Genomic DNA, 17,511 nt, shown 5'->3' on the forward strand with positions numbered 1-17,511 from the left:
CCCGGATTATTCGAGAAGGAGTCACCATGGTTCCGTTCATCAAGCGGTTCGGCGCACTGGCCGCCGGTTTCGCCACCTGTATCGCACTCTCCACGGCGTCGCCGAGCGCCGGGGCGGCCGAGCCCACGCTGAAGGTCGGCGCGACGGCCACCGGCGTGCCGTTCACGTTCCTCGACGTCAAGAGCAATTCGATCCAGGGGATGATGGTCGATGCGATCACCGCGGCCGGGAAGTCGGCCGGGTTTCGCGTCGACGTGCAGCAGACCGTGTTCTCGGCGCTGATCCCGTCGCTCACCACGCAGAAGATCGACATCATCTCGGCCGCGATGCTGAAGACGCCGGCGCGCCAGCAGGTCGTCGATTTCTCCGACACCGTCTACTCGTTCGGCGAAGGTCTGATCGTGAAGGCCGACGACCCCGGCCGCTATACATCGATGGACGATTTCAAGGACCAGGTGGTCGGCGCGCAGGTGGGCACGGCATTCGTCGATGCGCTCAACAAGAAGGGCATCTTCAAGGAAGTCCGGACCTACGATTCGATCGCCGACATCATGCGCGACGTCGCGCTCGGGCGCATCAAGGCCGGCTTCGCCGACCAGCCGATCGTCGCGTACCAGATCGAACACGGCGTCAATCGACAGGTGCGGCTCGTGCCGGAATACCAGAGCGTCGTGAAGGGGCAGGTGTGCTTCATCGTGCGCAAGGGTGACACCGCGACGCTCGAACAGCTCAACGGCGCGATCCGCAAGATGAAGAGCGACGGCACGCTGCAGCAGATCCTGCAGAAGTGGCACATGAGCTGAGCGTCGGCATTCGATTCCCGACCGGCATCGCCCGCGCGTCGCGGGTATCCCCAGCGGCGGGCCGTCCGGCCGTCGCACAGGAGGCCTCATGTTTTTTCAGAACGCGATCGATTTCCTGCCGATCCTGCTGAAGGGCGCGGTGGTCACGATCGAGATCACCGCATGCGCGTTCGTGCTCAGTTCGGTGCTCGGGCTGATCCTCGCGCTGCTGAAGGTGTCGCGCAATCGTGCCGTCTCGACGGCCGGCAGCACGATCGTCAACGTGATCCGCGGGCTGCCGATCATCGTGCAGCTGTTCTACATGTACTTCGTGCTGCCCGATCTCGGTGTGCAACTGTCGGCGTTCCAGGCCGGCGTGCTCGGGCTCGGCATCGCATATTCGGCGTATCAGGCCGAGAATTTCCGCGCGGGCATCGAGGCGATCGACCGCGGCCAGATAGAAGCCGCGCACGCGATCGGCATGCGCGGCCCGATGATCATGCGGCGCGTGGTGCTGCCGCAGGCGTTCCGCATCGCGCTGCCGCCGTACGGCAACACGCTGGTGATGCTGCTGAAGGATTCGTCGGTCGCGTCGACGATCACGGTCGCGGAAATCACGCGCGCCGGCCAGCTGATCGCGTCGTCGACGTTCCAGAACATGAGCGTCTACACGCTCGTCGCGCTGCTGTATCTCGCGCTCGGCCTGCCGCTGATGTTCGGCGTGAACCGGCTCGGCAAGCGGCTCGCACTGAGGAGAGGCGCATGATCCGGATCGATTCCATCCATAAACGGTTTCAGCAGCACGCGGTGCTGAAAGGCGTGAGCCTCGACGTGCAGCCGGGCGAAGTCGTGTGCCTGATCGGACCGTCCGGGTCCGGCAAGTCGACCGTGCTGCGCTGTATCAACGGTTTCGAGACCTACGACGAAGGGTCGATCACGATCGACGGCGTGAAGGTCGACGCGCATTCGAAGCGGATTCACGAACTGCGGATGCGGGTCGGCATGGTATTCCAGCGTTTCAACCTGTTCGCGCACCGCACGGCGCTCGAGAACGTGATGGAAGGGCCGGTGCACGTCCGACGCATGCCGGTCGCGCAGGCGCGCGAACAGGCCCGCGCGCTCCTCGACAAGGTCGGGCTTTCGCACCGGATGAATGCGTATCCGTCGGAGCTGTCGGGCGGGCAGCAGCAGCGCGTCGCGATCGCCCGCGCGCTCGCGATGACGCCGCAGGCGATCCTGTTCGACGAGCCGACGTCGGCGCTCGACCCCGAGCTCGTCGGCGAAGTGCTCGGCGTGATGCGCGGGCTCGCTCGCGACGGGATGACCATGGTGGTCGTCACGCACGAAATGGCATTCGCGCGCGAAGTGGCCGACCGCGTGTGCTTCCTGCACGACGGCACCATCTGCGAAAGCGGGCCGGCGCGCGACGTGCTCACGCAGCCGGCCCATCCCCGCACGCAGGAATTCCTGCGTCGCCTGCTGGCGTCGGACGGCGCCGACCACCCGGATCGAACATGAGCGCAACGAACGCGGCACCCGGATGGCCCGACTCGCCGTGGCCGGATTCGCTGTGGGCGGCGACCGCCGCGCCGGCGCCCGATACACCGGCGCTCGACGCGGCCGTGTCGTGCGACGTGGCGATCGTCGGCGCCGGCTTCACGGGCCTGTCGACCGCACTTCACCTGGCCGAACGCGGCGTGAACGTTCGCGTGATCGACGGCGCGCAGCCGGGCTGGGGCGCATCGGGCCGTAACGGCGGGCAGGTGATTCCCGGGCTGAAATACGACCCCGACGAACTGGTGCGCCGGTTCGGCGACGAGACGGGCGAGCAGCTTGCCGGCATTGTCGGCGGCGCGGCCGATACCGTGTTCGACCTGATCGCACGGCACGGAATCGACTGCGATGCGCGTCGCCACGGCTGGATCCAGCCGGCGCCGACCGCCGCGATGCTCGACACGGTCGCGCGCCGCGCGCAGCAATGGGCCGCGCGCGGCGCGCCGGTCGACGTGCTGAGCCGTGACGACGTCGCGCGGCGGCTCGGCACGCCGGCGTATGCGGGCGGCTGGATTGATCGCCGGGCGGGCAGCGTGCAGCCGCTCAGCTATACGCGCGGCCTCGTGCGCGCCGTGCAGGCGAGCGGGGCGGTCGTGCACGGCTCGACCCGCGCCGTCGGGTTGACACGTGCCGACGGCCGCTGGCGGATCGCGACGTCCGGCGGCGCGACGCTATCGGCCGAGCGCGTGGTGATCGCGACCAACGGCTACACGGACGGACTATGGCCCGGCTTGCGCCAGTCGGTGATCGCCGCGAACAGCTTCATCGTCGCGACGCAGCCGCTCGCGCCGGCGCTTGGCCGCGACATCCTCGCCGGTGGCGAGGTCGCATCGGATGCGCGGCGTCTGCTGCTGTACTTCCGCCGTGACGCGGCCGGGCGTCTGTTGATGGGCGGCCGCGGCCCGTTTGCCGACCCGCGCGCGCCGAGCGACTGGCGACATCTCGAACGCGCGACGACGCTGTTGTATCCGCAACTGAAAGGCGTCCGGTTCGAATACCGTTGGGCGGGGCGCGTCGCGATCACCGCGGATTTCCTGCCGCACGTGCACGAGCCGGCGCCGGGCGTGACGATCGCGCTCGGCTACAACGGCCGCGGCATCGCGATGGCGACGACGCTCGGCAAGCATCTGGCCGCGCATCTGGCGGGCGATGCGCAACTGCCGCTGCCGTTCCGGGTCACGCCGATCCGGCCGATCCCGTTGCACGGGCTGCAGCGCTTCTATATCGCGGCCGGCGTCGCCTGGTATCGCTTGCTCGACAGCCTGTCCTGATGCAGGCGCGACGGTAGTCGCCATTCGTCGTCCGATCGGGCAGAATCGGCCTGCCCTGTTTCGACCGACGGATGCCGCATGACCGAACCGAACGAATCACCCGGCCGCCGCGCGTACGCGAGCTTCGCGCAACGCTATGCGGACCTCGCGCCGACGAAGGCGCACAACGCGCTTTACGAACGTCCGGCAACGATGGCGCTGCTCGGCGACGTCGACGGCCTGACGGTGCTCGACGCCGGCTGCGGGCCCGGCATCTGCAGCGCGCATCTCGCCGCGCACGGCGCGACCGTGCATGCGTTCGACGTGACGCCGGAAATGGTTGCGCTCGCACGAACGCGGTGCGCGGGACTGGCGGTCGACGTCACGGAGGGCGATCTCGAGGCGCCGCTCGCGTGGCTGCCCGACGCATCGGTCGACAAGGTGCTGTGCTCGCTCGCGCTCGACTACGTGCGCGATCTCGCGCCGACGCTGCGCGAATTCCGCCGCGTCGCGCGTCCGGGGGCAACGCTCGTGTTCTCGATGGCGCATCCGATGCGCGACTGGATGGACGAACGCACGCGCGGCGACGGCACGTACTTCGATACTTCGCGTTTCGGTTTCCACTGGTCGGGGTTCGGCGAACCGAGGCCCTACGTCGAAGCGTGGCGGCGGCCGCTCGCCGACATCCTGAACGCGGTCGCCGACGGCGGCTGGCGGCTCGACCGCTTTGTCGAACCGACGCCGCTGCCGGAGATGAAGGTCGTATCCGAACGGCTCCATGCGGAGTTGACGCTGGCGCCCGCCTTCCTGTGCATTCGCGCGTGCTGCTGATGCGGCACGGCGCCCGGCCGGCGCTCAGTGCTGCGCCGGGGCGTCCGTCAGCGTGCCGAGAAACGCTTCGATATCCTTGATGTCCTGCGCCGTCATCGCGGGTTTGTCGCCCGGCTTGCGATCGAACGGCGCGTCGGTCACGTCGACGTTCGCGCGATATTTCGGCGGGATGTCGTCGTATTCGTCGATCTTGCCGTCCGCGCCGCGCGAATAGAACTTCTGCGGCGAAATGCTGCGCTCGTTGTAGAACGCCATCACCTGATCGAGCGTGTGGAACACGCCGTTGTGGAAAAACACGTGGCGCGTCGCCGAATTGCGCAGCGTCGGCGTCAGGAACATCCCGCAATACTGCGTCTGGTCCTTCAGGTCGTCGCGGAACGGCCCGCACACGCCGAGATCGTAGAACGCCGGGTCGCGGTTCTGCACGAGCGCCCGGTTGCGCGGCGCGCCGAGCGCCTCGTACTGGTAATCGGTAAACATCGGCGGCAGCCCGTCCTTGCCGGGTTTCGACAGGTGGCAGCCCGCGCAATTCGCCTTGTCCGGATCGTTGAACAGGCGCAGCCCGCGCAACTCCGCCTGCGTGAGGCGCGCACGGCCTTCGAGCCAGCGGTCGTACTTGCTGTCGTACGGATGGAACGACGGATCCTCGACCTGATAGCGCGCGATCGCGAACATCGCCTCCGATACCGCGAGCTGCGGGGTGGAGAACACGCGCGGCCCGAACAACTGCTCGAACTGCGCGCGATGCGACGACTGCGCGAGCTTGCGGGCGACATCGTCGACGCTCGCATTCGCCATCTCGACCGGATTCAACAGCGGGCCGAACGCCTGCTGCTGCAATGTATCGGCGCGGCCGTCCCAGAACATGCCGCCCTGCGGCACGAGCTGCGGCGCGGCCGACGTGCCGGCCACCTTCTGCGCCTTGACGACGCCGGCCGCCGCCGTGGCCTGCTGCGCGACGCTCGGCGCGGCGTCGTTTTCGCCGGCATCGGGGCCGATGCTGAAATTCGGCTGGCGGTACAGGTACATCAGCGACGGCGGCGGACGATAGCCCTGCTGCGTCATCGCGAGGCCGCCCGGCTGCACGTCCAGCGCATTCGGCGGGCCGTACGCGTGATCGGGGCTGTGGCACGACGCGCACGACTGCTTGCCCGACGCCGATAGCGACGGATCGTTGAACAACGCGCGCCCGAGCTGCGCGACCGCCGACAGCGGCTGCGCGGCGGGCCGCTGCAGCACGACCGGATGCGGGTTCGCGCCGGTCCAGTCGGCGACCACGGTGCCGATCGCCGCCGGCACCCGCGCGGGAAACGCGATCGCGAATGCGCCATAGCCGAGCACGGCCGCGCCGAGCGCGACCGCCGCGCGGCGCAGCAGGCGGGAAGGGGCGCGCGGCACGGGCGTGCCGGCGGCATCGGGAGACGGAAACGCAGGGCGAGCTGTCATGCTGTCGATCGAAAATCGGGCGTCGCACGAGGCGACGCGTTGAAATGGAAACGGCCGGCGCATGATGCGCCGGCCATGCGGTCAGGCAGTGCCGGTCAGATCGCCGGGGCCGCGCTCAATGCGGTGCCGAGCGTCGGGTCGAGATACAGCGGCGTCGTGTTCGGCTTCGACGTGAAGTCGAACAGGTTGCGCAGGTCGCCGGCCGTCGCATCGAACGAACCGCCGCCGATACGCTGGCCGCCGAGCCAGTTGTCCTCGATGAAGCGCACGACGGACGCCTGGTCGAGCATCGTGTGATCGACGTAGTTCTGCTTCGCATACGGCGAGATCACGACGAGCGGAATGCGCACGCCCGGGCCGCAGCGGCCGTTCACGGTCGCGCCGTTCACGCCGGTGGTGCCGCCCGTGCCGCACTTGCCGGCGCCGTTGAGCTGGTCGACCGGGTCCGACGACGCGTGCGTCGGCGGCGTGTACACGTGGTCGTACCATCCGTCCGAGTCGTCATAGGTGACGATCACGGCCGTGTTCTGCCAGTCCGGCTGCTGCTGCAGGAAGTTGACGACCTTCGTCACGAACGCCTGCTCGTCGAGCGGATCCGAATAACCCGCGTGCCCGTCCTGCGCGGCCGGCGCCTTCAGGTAGCTGACCGACGGGAAGTTGCCGGCCTTCACGGCGGCGAAGAAGTCGTCCGTGTCGTACTGGTGGTTCGCGGGTTCGGCCGTCTTGCCGTCGGTCTCGACGCTCGAGCCGATCGCCGCGATCGAGCTCGGGCGCGTGTGCTGCGGGTTCGCGGTCGACGCGTAGTACTGGAACCAGTTGTGGTGCGGGATGTAGTCGGCCGTCGCGGCGTTCACGGCGGTCGCGACCGTGCTGCGCGCGCAGCCCGTCGTGCCGTTGCCGTTCGTCGTCGACAGGTTGAAGCCGCCCATGAAGCCGCCCCACGTGATCTTCGCGGCGTTCAGCAGGTCGCCGATATTCTTGCCCGTCATCATCGCCTGGTCGGTCGTGCTCGAACACACGTCGAAGCCCGGGTCGACGTCGTTGATCATCGTGAGGCCGCCCTGGCCGTCATTGATGTAGTACGAGGTCGCGGCGAGCGTCGACGGCTGCTTCGACGTCTTGACGATCTGCATGCCGTTGGTCTGCCCCGCGACGATGTTCAGCGCGCCCGGCGTCGACGGCCCGTAGACCGTCGTGAACGTGTTGTCGCTCATCGCGAAGCGCTGTGCATAGTTCCACAGCGCGGTCACCGTGTTGCCGTCGAAGTAACCCATCACCTGGCCCTTCGTGCCGAATGCGCCGGCGCCGCCGGACGAGCCCTTGCCCGTGTATTTCGGGAACAGGTCCGCCAGGCCGTTGTCCTCGGCCTGCTGTTCGGCCGTGTACGCGTGGTTCTGGTCGGCGGTCGCGGCCTGCGTGCGGTCGAGACGGAACGGGTTCGCGGCGTCGGTGCCGTTGGCCGTGTTCGTGAAGTTCGGGTTCGCGGTGAGCAGCGTGCCGGTCAGGCCGTTCGGCGTCGGCGTGCCGGACTTCGCGGTGAACGCCGGTTCGCCCGACGGGTTCGTCGCGTTCGGGTAGGTGCCGAAGTAGTGGTCGAACGAGATGTTTTCGCCGTAGATCACGACGACGTGCTTGATCGGCGTGGCGGTCTGCAGCGCATCCTGCGACGACACGGCGGACGTCGGCGTGGAATCGTCGCTGCCGCCGCAGGCGAACAGCGCAAGCGCTGCGGCTGCGCAGGCGGTGACGAGCAAGGCTTGACGGAACATCGGGAAACTCCAGGTAAGGTCTTCGATGGTGGAGAACGGCCCCGTCGCCGTGTCGGTTCGGCGCGAAGCTCGTGAGGGAGCACGCGCATTGGAACAGCCGCGTATGAAGATATGGGGACGGAGTGTTTTCGCGACGGTTGCGCTGCGGTATCGGTTTCATTACGGCGCAGCGCGAGGCGAAAGAGAACGGAAAGGGGCGGACCGCCAGCAACGTCCACGTCGCATGCCGGGGCGTGGCGCTGCTTGCGGCGCAAGCAGCGCCGGGCGGGGCGATGGGGGGCCGCGGCCGGATCGTTTAGGGTGCGCCGTGCGTCGCTTTTTTGACAATCTGGTGACGCATTCATACTACGATGGACGCCTGCCGCGCACCGCGCGGCCTCCGACCCGTCAGCGAGGTTTCAGCGTGCCGATTCCCGTCCTGTTTGCCGTTCTGTGCGCGGCGTTCCTGCATGCGTCATGGAATGCGCTGGTGCGCAGCAGCGGCGACCGGCTGCGCTCGGCCACGGTGCTGCAGATCGCGATCGGGCTGTTCGCGCTGCTGTTCCTGCCGGCTGCCGCGCCGATCGCGCCGGCGAGCTGGCTCTGCGTCGTCGCGTCGGCCGTGATCCACATCGTCTATACGCTGCTGCTCGTCCGCGCGTACGAGCACGGCGACCTGAGCGTCGCATACCCGGTCGCGCGTGGCACCGCGCCGCTGCTCGTCACGCTCGGCGCGGCGGCGTTCGCGGGCGAGCGCCTGAACCTCGGCGCGCAAGGCGGGCTCGTGCTGATCTGCGCGGGCATCATGGCGATCGGGCTGGAACGCGGGCGCGGCGCGAAACACCGGATGATGCAGGTGCTGCCGACGGCGTTCGCGACCGGCGTGTCGATCGCGGCCTATAGCGTGGTGGACGGGATCGGTGTGCGCGAGAGCGGCAGCACGGTCGGCTATACCGCGTGGATGTTCGTGCTGACGGGCGCGATGATGGCCGCGTACTACCGGCTGCGGGCGGGGCCGCTGCGGCTGACGCAGGAGGTCGGCGAGACGGCGAAGGCCGCCTGCGGCGGCGTGTTCGCGGCGCTCGCGTACGGCATCGTGATCTGGGCGATGGATCGCGCGCCGATGGGGCCGGTGTCGGCGCTGCGGGAGACGAGCGTGGTATTCGCGGCGCTGATTGCGCGCGTGTATCTCGGCGAGCGGCTGACGCCGCGCCGGGCGGCAGGGTGTCTGGTGATTGCTTGCGGAGCGTTGTTGATCAGTGCGTTCGAGGCGGTGCGGTGAGCGCATCCGCCTGATGCGCGCCGGGCGGGTCAGCTTTCCACCGGCATCGCACTCGTACACTTGATCTCGTCGAGGCACACGCTCGAATGCACGCCGCTCACGCCGGGAATGCGCATCAGCGTCTCGAGCAGGAATCGCGACAGCCCCTTCAGATCGTGCGCGACGACTTTCAGCACGTAATCGATGTCGCCCGTCACCGAGAAACATTCCTGGATCTGCGCGAGATCCGACACGAGTTTCTGGAATTTCGACAAATCGCGGATATGCCCGCGTTCCATCGTCACGTGCACGAACGCGGTGACGCCGAAGCCCAGCGTGTCGGGGCAGAGCCGGGTTTCGTAGCGGCGGATCGCGCCGATTTCCTCCAGCCGCCGGTGACGTCGCAGCGTTTGCGCGGGTGACAGTCCCACGGCCTTCGCCAGATCGAGGTTCGACGCGCGGCCGTTCTCCTGCAGCACCGACAGCAACTGACGATCGATACGATCGAGAACCGGGTCAGGCATTTTTGTTTCCTCATTCGTCTCCCGGATGCAATCTTATCTCATAATGTAGGGTTTGCATGAGCGGGTTACGCAACCCGATTTCGCGGTCGCGACGCTAAACTGACGCCGGATTTTCGTGTACGACCGCAGCAGTGCGGCGCGGGCGGACGAGTCGGCGGCCAGCCAGGCCGCACACCGACGCGAATCGGCTGCTCGCCACGCGAAAATTGCAGTCCCCAACCCGGCGGCTCCACGAACGGCCGCCGGCACAGCAAAACAGCGCCCGGCACACCGAGGCGCGCCGCACCGCTTCCGGCGGAGGCGGGCAGAATGGAGAAGACATGGTTTCTGGAAACGAGAGCGACGGCCTGAAGCGCGGGCTGAAGAACCGGCACATCCAGCTGATTGCGCTCGGCGGCGCGCTCGGCACCGGGCTGTTCCTCGGCATCGCGCAGACGATCAAGATGGCCGGCCCGTCCGTGCTGCTCGGCTATGCGGTGGCCGGCATCGTTGCGTTCTTCATCATGCGCCAGCTCGGCGAGATGGTCGTCGACGAGCCCGTCGCCGGCTCGTTCAGCTACTTCGCGAACAAATACGTCGGCCACTTCACCGGCTTCCTGTCCGGCTGGAATTACTGGGTGCTGTACATCCTCGTCAGCATGGCCGAACTGTCGGCCGTGGGGATCTACGTCCAGTACTGGTGGCCCGGCGTGCCGACCTGGGTGTCGGCGCTGGTGTTCTTCGTCGCGATCAACCTGCTGAACCTGGCCAGCGTGAAGTCGTACGGCGAGACGGAATTCTGGTTCTCGATCATCAAGGTCGCCGCGATCATCGGGATGATCGGCTTCGGCGGCTGGCTGCTCGTGAGCGGCCACGCCGGGCCGGAAGCGAGTGTCGCGAACCTGTGGCAGCACGGCGGGTTCTTCCCGAACGGCGTGTCGGGGCTCGTGATGTCGATGGCCGCGATCATGTTCTCGTTCGGCGGGCTCGAGCTGATCGGCATCACCGCGGCCGAGGCCGACGATCCGAAGCGCAGCATTCCGCGCGCGACCAACCAGGTCATCTACCGCATCCTGATTTTCTACATCGGCGCGCTGGCCGTGCTGCTGTCGCTGTATCCGTGGGAGAAGGTCGTCACCGGCGGCAGCCCGTTCGTGCTGATCTTCCACGCGCTGAGCAGCAACCTGGTCGCGAACGTGCTGAACGTCGTCGTGCTGACGGCCGCGCTGTCGGTCTACAACAGCGGCGTGTACAGCAACAGCCGGATGCTGTTCGGCCTCGCGCAACAGGGCAACGCGCCGAAGGTGCTGTGCTCGGTCAACAAGCGCGGCATTCCGCTCGCCGCGCTCGGCGCGTCGGCGCTCGCGACCGGCGTGTGCGTGCTGGTCAACTACTTCATGCCGGGCAAGGCGTTCGAAGTGCTGATGGGCCTCGTCGTATCGGCGCTGATCATCAACTGGGCGATGATCACGGTGATCCACCTGAAGTTCCGCCAGGCCAAGCGTGCTGCCGGGGAGCAGACTTCCTTCCGCAGTCTGGGCTATCCTTTCACGAATTACCTGTGCCTGGCGTTCATGGCCGGCATTCTCGTCGTGATGTACCTGACGCCGGATCTCCGTCTGTCGGTGTACCTGATCCCGGTATGGCTCGCGGTGCTCGCGATCGGGTATCGCTTCCGTCAGAAGAATGCCGGCTTTGCGGTACACGACGGCGCGTCCGCACGCTGACGCAGGACACGACCGACCATTCTTCAAACGAGACCGACTCAAGCCATGTTCGAACACATCGACGCGTACCCGGGCGACCCGATCCTGACGCTCAACGAGAACTTCCAGAAAGATCCGCGCGACCAGAAGGTCAACCTGAGCATCGGGATCTATTTCGACGCCGAAGGCCGGATTCCGGTGCTGGGCGCCGTGCGCGAAGCCGAAACCGCGCTGCAGCGCGACAGCGGCCCGAAGCCGTACCTGCCGATGGTTGGCCTGGCCGCGTACCGCGACGCTGTGCAATCGCTGGTGTTCGGCGCCGATCATCCGGCCCGCGCGGCCGGCCGCATCGCGACGCTGCAGACGCTCGGCGGCTCGGGCGCGCTGAAGGTCGGCGCCGATTTCCTGAAGCGCTATTTCCCGGATTCGCAGGTGTGGCTCAGCGATCCGAGCTGGGAAAACCATCGCTTCATCTTCGAGCGCGCCGGCTTCACGGTGAACACGTATCCGTACTACGACGAGGCCACGGGCGGCCTGAAGTTCGACGCGATGCTCGCGGCGATCGACGCGCTGCCGGCGCGCAGCATCGTGCTGCTGCACGCGTGCTGCCATAACCCGACCGGCGTCGATCTCGACGAAGGCCAGTGGGAGAAGCTGATCGACGTGATCGAGGCGCGCGGGCTGCTGCCGTTCGTCGACATGGCGTACCAGGGCTTCGGCGCGGGTCTCGACGCGGACGCGTTCGCGGTGCGCGAACTGGCCCGCCGCGGCGTGCCGACGCTCGTCGCGAACTCGTTCTCGAAGAACTTTTCGCTGTACGGCGAGCGCGTGGGCGGCCTGAGCGTCGTCTGCGAGGACGCGGCCGCGGCCGAGCGCGTGCTCGGCCAGCTGGCCGGCGCCGTGCGCTCGAACTACAGCAACCCGCAGACTTACGGCGCGAAGGTCGTCGCGGCCGTGCTCGGCACGCCGGCGCTGCGCAAGCAGTGGGAAGAGGAACTGTCGGCGATGTGCCGCCGCATCGCACGGATGCGCCAGTCGATCCACGACGGCCTGCGCGACCACGTGAGCGGCGAAGCGCTCACGCGCTACGTGAAGCAGCGCGGGATGTTCACGTACACGGGCCTGACCGAATCGCAGGTCGACGCGCTGCGCGAGGTGCACGGCGTATACATCCTGCGCTCGGGCCGGATGTGCGTGGCGGGCCTGAACGACTCGAACGTCGGCATCGTCGCGGACGCGATCGGCAAGGTGCTGAAGAGCGGCGTCTGAACGCGGCGCGCCCCGGCGCGCAACGGTGAAGAACCGGCTGTTTCCCGTCGCGGGAACAGCCGGTTTTTTGTTGGGCGGCCGTCATGTGCGATGCGCGGCTGACGCACGGGCAGGCGCGGCGGTACGATCACGGGATCGTACGCCATGCAGAGGAGCGACATGGGCATCCGGATCATCCAGCTCGGCACGCCGCGCGCGGCCGGCGAGGGCCCGAGGATCGGCACGGTGCGGCGGCCGCCGCGCGGCGTACCGAAGGCGGAATTCGCGTCGCGCGACTACTATGATGTATGGTTGCCGACGCTGTCGCCAAGCCCCGAGCTCGTCGCGCAGGCGCAGGCCGCCGAAACCGACGCCGAATGGAACGCGTTCAAGCGCCGCTTCCGCGCGGAGATGGCGCACGGCGATCCGGCCAAGGTGCTGGACCTGCTGGCCGCGCTGTCGGCGACGACCGCGTTCTCGATCGGCTGCTACTGCGACGACGAAAACCATTGTCACCGCAGCGTGCTGCGCGAGCTGCTCGCGCAGCGCGGCGCGGCGATCGAGCCCGACGCCGGCTGAAGCGGGGGCGCGCGGCGGCACCGCGATCGTGCGGTGCAGCGAGCCCGTTGACGTGGGTCAAGCGCGCGGCCGCGCGCGCCACTATGCTCTCGTCATGGAGCCTCACGACGATGACGAACCGACCGCTGCACATCGTTTTCCCGTCCGAACCGCCGGAATACTGCGCGCGCGATCTGGTCGTCGCGTTTTCGGCGCTGGTCGACGGGCGTTGCGTTCAGTGCGCGGTCACGGCCGAGGCGCTGGAAGACCATTTCGGTGCGCGGTCGCTGCTCGAACGCGATCTGCTGGGCGCATTCGACGCGCACCGGTCGGCCATCGAGGCGATGGCACGACGAATGCTCGAGGAAATCGGCGGCCGGCCGGTGCTGCTGCATAGCGGGCACTTCCGGCTCGAAGGCTGATACCGCAGGAGGGCGCATGACACTGCAGGGCAACATTCACGAACGCGACTGGTCGGTCGAAGTGGAGACGCGCCCGTGCGAATCGGGCGAATTCCGCTGCCGCGTGTCGGTCGAGCACGGCGCCGGCGCCGCGCGGTTTCATCATACGTTCGAGCACAGCCACGCGTATCCGACGGAGCGCGAGGCGATGATCGAAGGGCTGCGGGCCGGCATGACGTGGATCGAGATGAAGGCATCGCAGACCTTCAACGTCTGAACGGTCCCGCGCCTGTCGGGCGCGGGCAGACTATCGGCCGGCAGCGATCGAAAAATGCGCGCCGCGCCACGGGAAACACGGGCCGCCACATCGTGAGGCGGCCGGTACATGCAAGGCGGTCGACGAGCGGGCGGCCCCGTCAGGAGAGACGACATGGGCGTGGGCATGCAGATCGCCTGCCTCGGATTCACGGGTTCGGCTGCGGTCGAGGCCGAAGCCGGCGCGCAACTGGTGCGACTTGAGCGGTTTCGCGCGTGGATCGAAGGCTGCCATCTCGCGATCGAATCGCGCACGGCGACCGATGGCGCGCGCCGGTACGACGTACGGCTGGACCTGGTGATGCGCGACGCGACGCGCCGGCCGCTGCCGCCGTGCGTCGGAGCCGACGTGGACGACGCGTTGCGTCGCGCGTTCGCGCAGGCCGAACGGGCGCTGCTCACGTGGCAGGCAGGCGCCGCAACGGTCGCGCTGCGCGACGCGGCGACAGGCGACGCGATGCAGTGACGCGGCGCCCGTCCTCAGGCGCCGCGTGTCAGACCCGCGCGAGCGCTTGCGCGTCGATGATGCGCACGCGCTTGCCGCGCGTTTCGACGAGCGCGTCGCGATGGAACCGCGAGAACATCCGGCTGACGGTTTCGAGCTTCATCCCGAGATAGCAGCCGATTTCCTCGCGCGTCATCCGCAGGTTGAATTCGGTCGCCGAATAGCCGCGCGCCTCGAATCGCGACGACAGGTTCAGCAGAAAATGCGCGACGCGCTGTTCGGCCGACATCGTGCCGAGCAACAACATCTGGCTCGATTCGCGGACGATTTCGCCGCTCAGCATCTGGTAGAGGAAGTGCTGCATCGGCTTGATCTCGCGGCACGCGGCTTCGAGCGCGCCGAACGGGATGATGCACACCACGCTGTCCTCCAGCGCGATCGCGTCGCAGCAGTGCTGGCCGCTGCCGATGCCGTCCATCCCGAGCGTTTCGCCGGCGATCTGGAAGCCCGTCACGTGCTCGCGGCCGTCGCGATGCATCATCACCGTCTTGAACGAACCCGCGCGCACCGCATAGATGCTCTGGAACGGATCGTCGGTGCGGAACAGCGCGTCGCCCTGGCGAACCTGCCGCGTCGTGCATATGATCGCGTCGAGGCGGCCGTATTCGGCGGGCGTCAGGTGCGGCGGCAGGCACATCGAGCGCATCGCGCAGGCCGAGCAGCGTGCGGCCGGATGCTTGGCGGCGTCGGCGCGCGCGGCCGGGCGCAGCGGAATCGTTGGCCGGGGTACGAAGGACACGTCGGCGAAGGCGGTGGCGGTGGACATGAGGCGCTCCGGCTCGTCAAGGGCGGCGCACGCGCGCGTGCACCAGGGATTCGATGACACGGCATGCGGCGTCGAATTCGACGGTCTTGTCGAAGAAGTAGTCGGCTCCCGCCGTCGCGCATGCCTCTCTGAATGCCGGCGCCGAGTGGTTCGTCAGCACGATCGTGACGATGCGCGGCGCGGCCTTCGACAGCATCCCGATCAGGTCGAGACCGCTGCCGTCCGCGAGCCGCACGTCGACGATCACCACGTCCGCACGGCTGCTGCGGATATGCGTCCACGCGTCCTGGCCGTCTTCCGCTTCGCCCACGACGGCGACGCCGCGGATCGCGCCGACGAGCAGCGCGATCCGCTGGCGGACGGCAACCGCGTGATCGACGAGAAACACCCTGAGTGCGGCGGGCGACAGGCTGACATTCATGCCGGCAGTATCGTGGTGCGCCGCCGAAATTGAAATCGGCCGAATTGGAACTTCGTGTAGGCCGCTTCGACGCGGTGTAGGGCGTTTCCTACACCGCGTACGGGAAATCGCCGGTATGAATCCGACGATGCGATGCCGCGCGAGCGGCGCGACCGGTTGCGCGGCCCGGTCAGCCGGCGCGGCGCGCGGCCAGCGCGTCGCGCGCGGTGCGGCATGCGGCCAGGTCCCACGCGGCGCAGCCGACGCTCTTGAACAGCAGCGGGCCGCCGCGGGCGAAGGCGCCGTTCAGCACGTCGGCGAGCGATGCGACGTGCTGCCAGTCGACCTGCGCGACGATCAGGTCGCCGGCTTCGTGGCGCGCGCCGGCCGGATCGTCGACGACGAGCCGGCTGCCCCGCACCGTGTTCGCGTCGATCTCGGCGGCATCCGCGGTAAACGCGCCGACGCCGACCACGAGCCGGCCTTCGCGCGCGGCTTCGCGGTAGACGGGCGTGCGGCTCGTCGTCAGCGTGACGACCACGTCGATCGCGTCGGGAATCGCGTCGCCGTCGAGCGGCGCGAGTCGACGCGCATGCGCGCGGTGGGCGGCGCAGAAGGCGGCCGCGCTGTCCGCGCTCGTGCCGCGCACGTGAAGGCGCGCGTCCGGAAAGATCGCCGCGAACGCTTCCGCGTGATTGACCGCCTGCTTGCCGGTGCCGATCAGCAGGATGTCGCGCGGCGCGGCGCCATGCAGCGCCTGGATGCCGAGCGCGGTGATCGCCGCCGTGCGGCGGCCCGTGACGGTCGGGCCGTCGAGCGCGAAGCGCATTTCGCCGGTCGTCGCGTCGTACGCGGTGACCTGGCCGAGAATCGTCGGCAGCCCGCGTGCGCCGTTGCCGGGACACACGTTCACGAGCTTGTGGCTCGCCAGGTCGTGTGCGCTCGACGGCATCGACAGCATCACGCCGCCGCCTTGCAGCGGCACGACCAGGCGTTCGGGGCTGACGATGTCGCCTGCCGCATAGTCGACGACCGCTTGCCCGAGCGTGGCGAGCAGCGCCGGGTAGTCGAGCAGTGCGGCCGTGTCGGCCGCATCGAAAACGGGAATCGGGGAAAAGGCGGTCATCGTGTACGTCGGGGCGTCGGTGAGCGTGGACGGCGGACGCATGCCGCGGCCGCCGCAGGTCTGCCGGGTACCGTGACACAGGGCAGTGTGGATCGAATTTATACCACTTGCTGGCGCGCCTGCAACCCAGAAAATAAAGCGCCCCATCGATTTTGGTTCTAATATCTGGCCAAAAGGCTCGCCGCTGCCGCGCTGCGCCCGCCGCTCCGGTATAGTGCGAACCCATTCCAGATCCACGCCCGCGAACGGGCAGGAGCCACACGATGATGTCCGCGCGTCCCGACTCACTCGAAGGCGGTTTCAGGCCGCTGCAGATCTACGAGCAGGTAGCCGAAAAGATCCGCGACGAGATCCGCGCGGGGCGCTACGCGGCCGAGTCGCGGCTGCCGTCCGAGCGCGAGCTCGCGGCGCTGTTCCAGGTCGGCCGGCCGGCCGTGCGCGAAGCGCTCGGCGCGCTGCAGAACGAAGGGCTCGTGTTCACGAAGCGCAATTCGGGCACCTACGTCGTCGCGGCCGCGCTCGACGTGCTCGCCCAGCGCGGCGACGCGCACGCGGCATCCGAGGCGGACTTCAGCCCGACGTCGACGCTCGACGTGCGGCTGATCCTCGAGCCCGCGATCGCGCGCCTCGCGGCCGCCCATGGCCGCGCCGACCCCGGCGCCGAGCGCTATCTCGCGCAGATGGAAACCATCACCGACGTCGACGATCCGCATCAGCGCGCGCTGTGGAACGAGAGCGACCGTCTGTTCCACCGGCAGCTCGCGCTGATGACCGGCGACGCGTTGATCGTGAAGATCGCGGACGAAGTCGCGAAGACGATGGACCAGCCGCTGTGGAAGCGGCTGAAGGACGACGGCATCTACGACGCGGGCCGGATCCGGCTCTACGTGTCCGAGCATCGGCTGATCTACGAGGCGATCGTGTCCGGGGATGCCGATGCGGCCGCGTTCTATGTCGAACAGCACATTCGCCGCGTGCGGCGCGACATTGCGCCGAAATGATGCGCCCGGCCGCCGTTGGCGCTGGTCTTCAATATGACCAAAATCCCGATAATTATTTTGAAATTGCTTGCGATGTGACCACGCATGTCCTACATTGGTTTCACACAAAA

Annotated in this window: 19 protein-coding genes; 13 read left to right on the plus strand and 6 right to left on the minus strand. The window is 68.0% G+C overall.

What is annotated here, in order from left to right; translation table 11 throughout:
• Nucleotides 1-26: 26 nt before the first annotated feature.
• The 5 genes from CFB49_RS22245 to CFB49_RS22265 all read left to right on the plus strand — a co-directional run bounded on the left by CFB49_RS22245 (nt 27) and on the right by CFB49_RS22265 (nt 4,417).
• The gene (locus CFB49_RS22245; protein ID WP_069616522.1) at nt 27-803 is read left to right on the plus strand and encodes an ABC transporter substrate-binding protein; all 777 of its coding nucleotides are present in this window, start codon (nt 27-29) and stop codon (nt 801-803) included.
• An 88-nt stretch (nt 804-891) separates the two neighbouring features.
• Nucleotides 892-1,548 (plus strand): amino acid ABC transporter permease, encoded by a 657-nt coding sequence (locus CFB49_RS22250; RefSeq protein WP_006482843.1) that lies wholly within the window; start codon nt 892-894, stop codon nt 1,546-1,548.
• Nucleotides 1,545-2,300 (plus strand): amino acid ABC transporter ATP-binding protein, encoded by a 756-nt coding sequence (locus tag CFB49_RS22255; protein WP_089492326.1) that lies wholly within the window; start codon nt 1,545-1,547, stop codon nt 2,298-2,300. The genes CFB49_RS22250 and CFB49_RS22255 overlap by 4 nt, the downstream gene beginning before the upstream one ends.
• Complete coding sequence (locus CFB49_RS22260) at nt 2,297-3,607, plus strand: NAD(P)/FAD-dependent oxidoreductase (protein ID WP_089492327.1); 1,311 nt, start codon at nt 2,297-2,299, stop codon at nt 3,605-3,607. Before CFB49_RS22255 ends, CFB49_RS22260 begins: the two co-directional genes overlap by 4 nt.
• Before the next feature lie 78 nt (nt 3,608-3,685).
• The gene (locus tag CFB49_RS22265; protein WP_089492328.1) at nt 3,686-4,417 is read left to right on the plus strand and encodes a class I SAM-dependent methyltransferase; all 732 of its coding nucleotides are present in this window, start codon (nt 3,686-3,688) and stop codon (nt 4,415-4,417) included.
• A 24-nt stretch (nt 4,418-4,441) separates the two neighbouring features.
• Here CFB49_RS22265 and CFB49_RS22270 read toward each other — a convergent pair whose 3' ends face one another.
• Together CFB49_RS22270 and CFB49_RS22275 are read right to left on the minus strand one after the other, a co-directional pair.
• On the minus strand, nt 4,442-5,863 hold the full coding sequence (locus CFB49_RS22270) for a cytochrome-c peroxidase (RefSeq protein ID WP_089492329.1): 1,422 nt from the start codon (nt 5,861-5,863) through the stop codon (nt 4,442-4,444).
• A 95-nt stretch (nt 5,864-5,958) separates the two neighbouring features.
• Nucleotides 5,959-7,632, minus strand: coding sequence for a phospholipase C (locus CFB49_RS22275; RefSeq protein ID WP_089492330.1), 1,674 nt, complete (start codon nt 7,630-7,632; stop codon nt 5,959-5,961).
• A gap of 403 nt (nt 7,633-8,035) precedes the next feature.
• On the opposite strand from CFB49_RS22275, the gene CFB49_RS22280 reads away from it, so the two are divergent.
• Complete coding sequence (locus CFB49_RS22280) at nt 8,036-8,893, plus strand: EamA family transporter (RefSeq protein WP_089436455.1); 858 nt, start codon at nt 8,036-8,038, stop codon at nt 8,891-8,893.
• 29 nt (nt 8,894-8,922) lie between these two features.
• Here the strand turns inward: CFB49_RS22280 and CFB49_RS22285 are convergent, their stop codons facing one another.
• Nucleotides 8,923-9,396: an Lrp/AsnC family transcriptional regulator gene (locus CFB49_RS22285; protein WP_069616529.1), complete on the minus strand. Its 474-nt coding sequence runs from the start codon at nt 9,394-9,396 to the stop codon at nt 8,923-8,925.
• Nucleotides 9,397-9,716: 320 nt separating this feature from the next.
• Between CFB49_RS22285 and CFB49_RS22290 the strand changes: the two genes are divergently transcribed.
• From CFB49_RS22290 to CFB49_RS22315, 6 genes are all read left to right on the plus strand, one after another.
• Entirely contained in the window at nt 9,717-11,102 is a 1,386-nt protein-coding gene (locus CFB49_RS22290) for an amino acid permease (protein WP_069616530.1), read from the plus strand.
• Nucleotides 11,103-11,147: 45 nt separating this feature from the next.
• Nucleotides 11,148-12,350, plus strand: coding sequence for an amino acid aminotransferase (locus CFB49_RS22295; protein WP_069616531.1), 1,203 nt, complete (start codon nt 11,148-11,150; stop codon nt 12,348-12,350).
• A gap of 159 nt (nt 12,351-12,509) precedes the next feature.
• Complete coding sequence (locus CFB49_RS22300) at nt 12,510-12,908, plus strand: DUF488 domain-containing protein (protein ID WP_089492331.1); 399 nt, start codon at nt 12,510-12,512, stop codon at nt 12,906-12,908.
• A gap of 110 nt (nt 12,909-13,018) precedes the next feature.
• Nucleotides 13,019-13,309 carry a DUF1488 domain-containing protein gene (locus tag CFB49_RS22305; RefSeq protein ID WP_089492822.1) on the plus strand — a complete coding sequence of 97 codons (291 nt, stop codon included), beginning with the start codon at nt 13,019-13,021 and terminating at the stop codon, nt 13,307-13,309.
• A gap of 16 nt (nt 13,310-13,325) precedes the next feature.
• Nucleotides 13,326-13,565, plus strand: coding sequence for a hypothetical protein (locus CFB49_RS22310; protein ID WP_006479066.1), 240 nt, complete (start codon nt 13,326-13,328; stop codon nt 13,563-13,565).
• A 153-nt stretch (nt 13,566-13,718) separates the two neighbouring features.
• Nucleotides 13,719-14,069: a metal ABC transporter ATPase gene (locus CFB49_RS22315; RefSeq protein ID WP_089436457.1), complete on the plus strand. Its 351-nt coding sequence runs from the start codon at nt 13,719-13,721 to the stop codon at nt 14,067-14,069.
• Between the two features lie 28 nt (nt 14,070-14,097).
• On the opposite strand, the gene CFB49_RS22320 is transcribed toward CFB49_RS22315, so the two are convergent.
• From CFB49_RS22320 to lhpI, 3 genes are all read right to left on the minus strand, one after another.
• Nucleotides 14,098-14,874 (minus strand): helix-turn-helix domain-containing protein, encoded by a 777-nt coding sequence (locus CFB49_RS22320; protein WP_069616535.1) that lies wholly within the window; start codon nt 14,872-14,874, stop codon nt 14,098-14,100.
• 16 nt (nt 14,875-14,890) lie between these two features.
• Nucleotides 14,891-15,295: a response regulator transcription factor gene (locus CFB49_RS22325; RefSeq protein ID WP_069616536.1), complete on the minus strand. Its 405-nt coding sequence runs from the start codon at nt 15,293-15,295 to the stop codon at nt 14,891-14,893.
• A 169-nt stretch (nt 15,296-15,464) separates the two neighbouring features.
• A complete protein-coding gene (lhpI, locus tag CFB49_RS22330) occupies nt 15,465-16,400 on the minus strand; it encodes a bifunctional Delta(1)-pyrroline-2-carboxylate/Delta(1)-piperideine-2-carboxylate reductase (protein WP_089492823.1) in 936 nt (311 codons plus the stop codon).
• A 263-nt stretch (nt 16,401-16,663) separates the two neighbouring features.
• Here lhpI and CFB49_RS22335 point away from each other — a divergent pair, with 263 nt between their 5' ends.
• The gene (locus CFB49_RS22335; protein ID WP_089492332.1) at nt 16,664-17,401 is read left to right on the plus strand and encodes a FadR/GntR family transcriptional regulator; all 738 of its coding nucleotides are present in this window, start codon (nt 16,664-16,666) and stop codon (nt 17,399-17,401) included.
• The last annotated feature ends 110 nt before the right edge of the window (nt 17,402-17,511 follow it).

It is taken from the genome of Burkholderia sp. AU17457, from assembly GCF_002223255.1.
Taxonomy (GTDB): domain Bacteria; phylum Pseudomonadota; class Gammaproteobacteria; order Burkholderiales; family Burkholderiaceae; genus Burkholderia; species Burkholderia sola.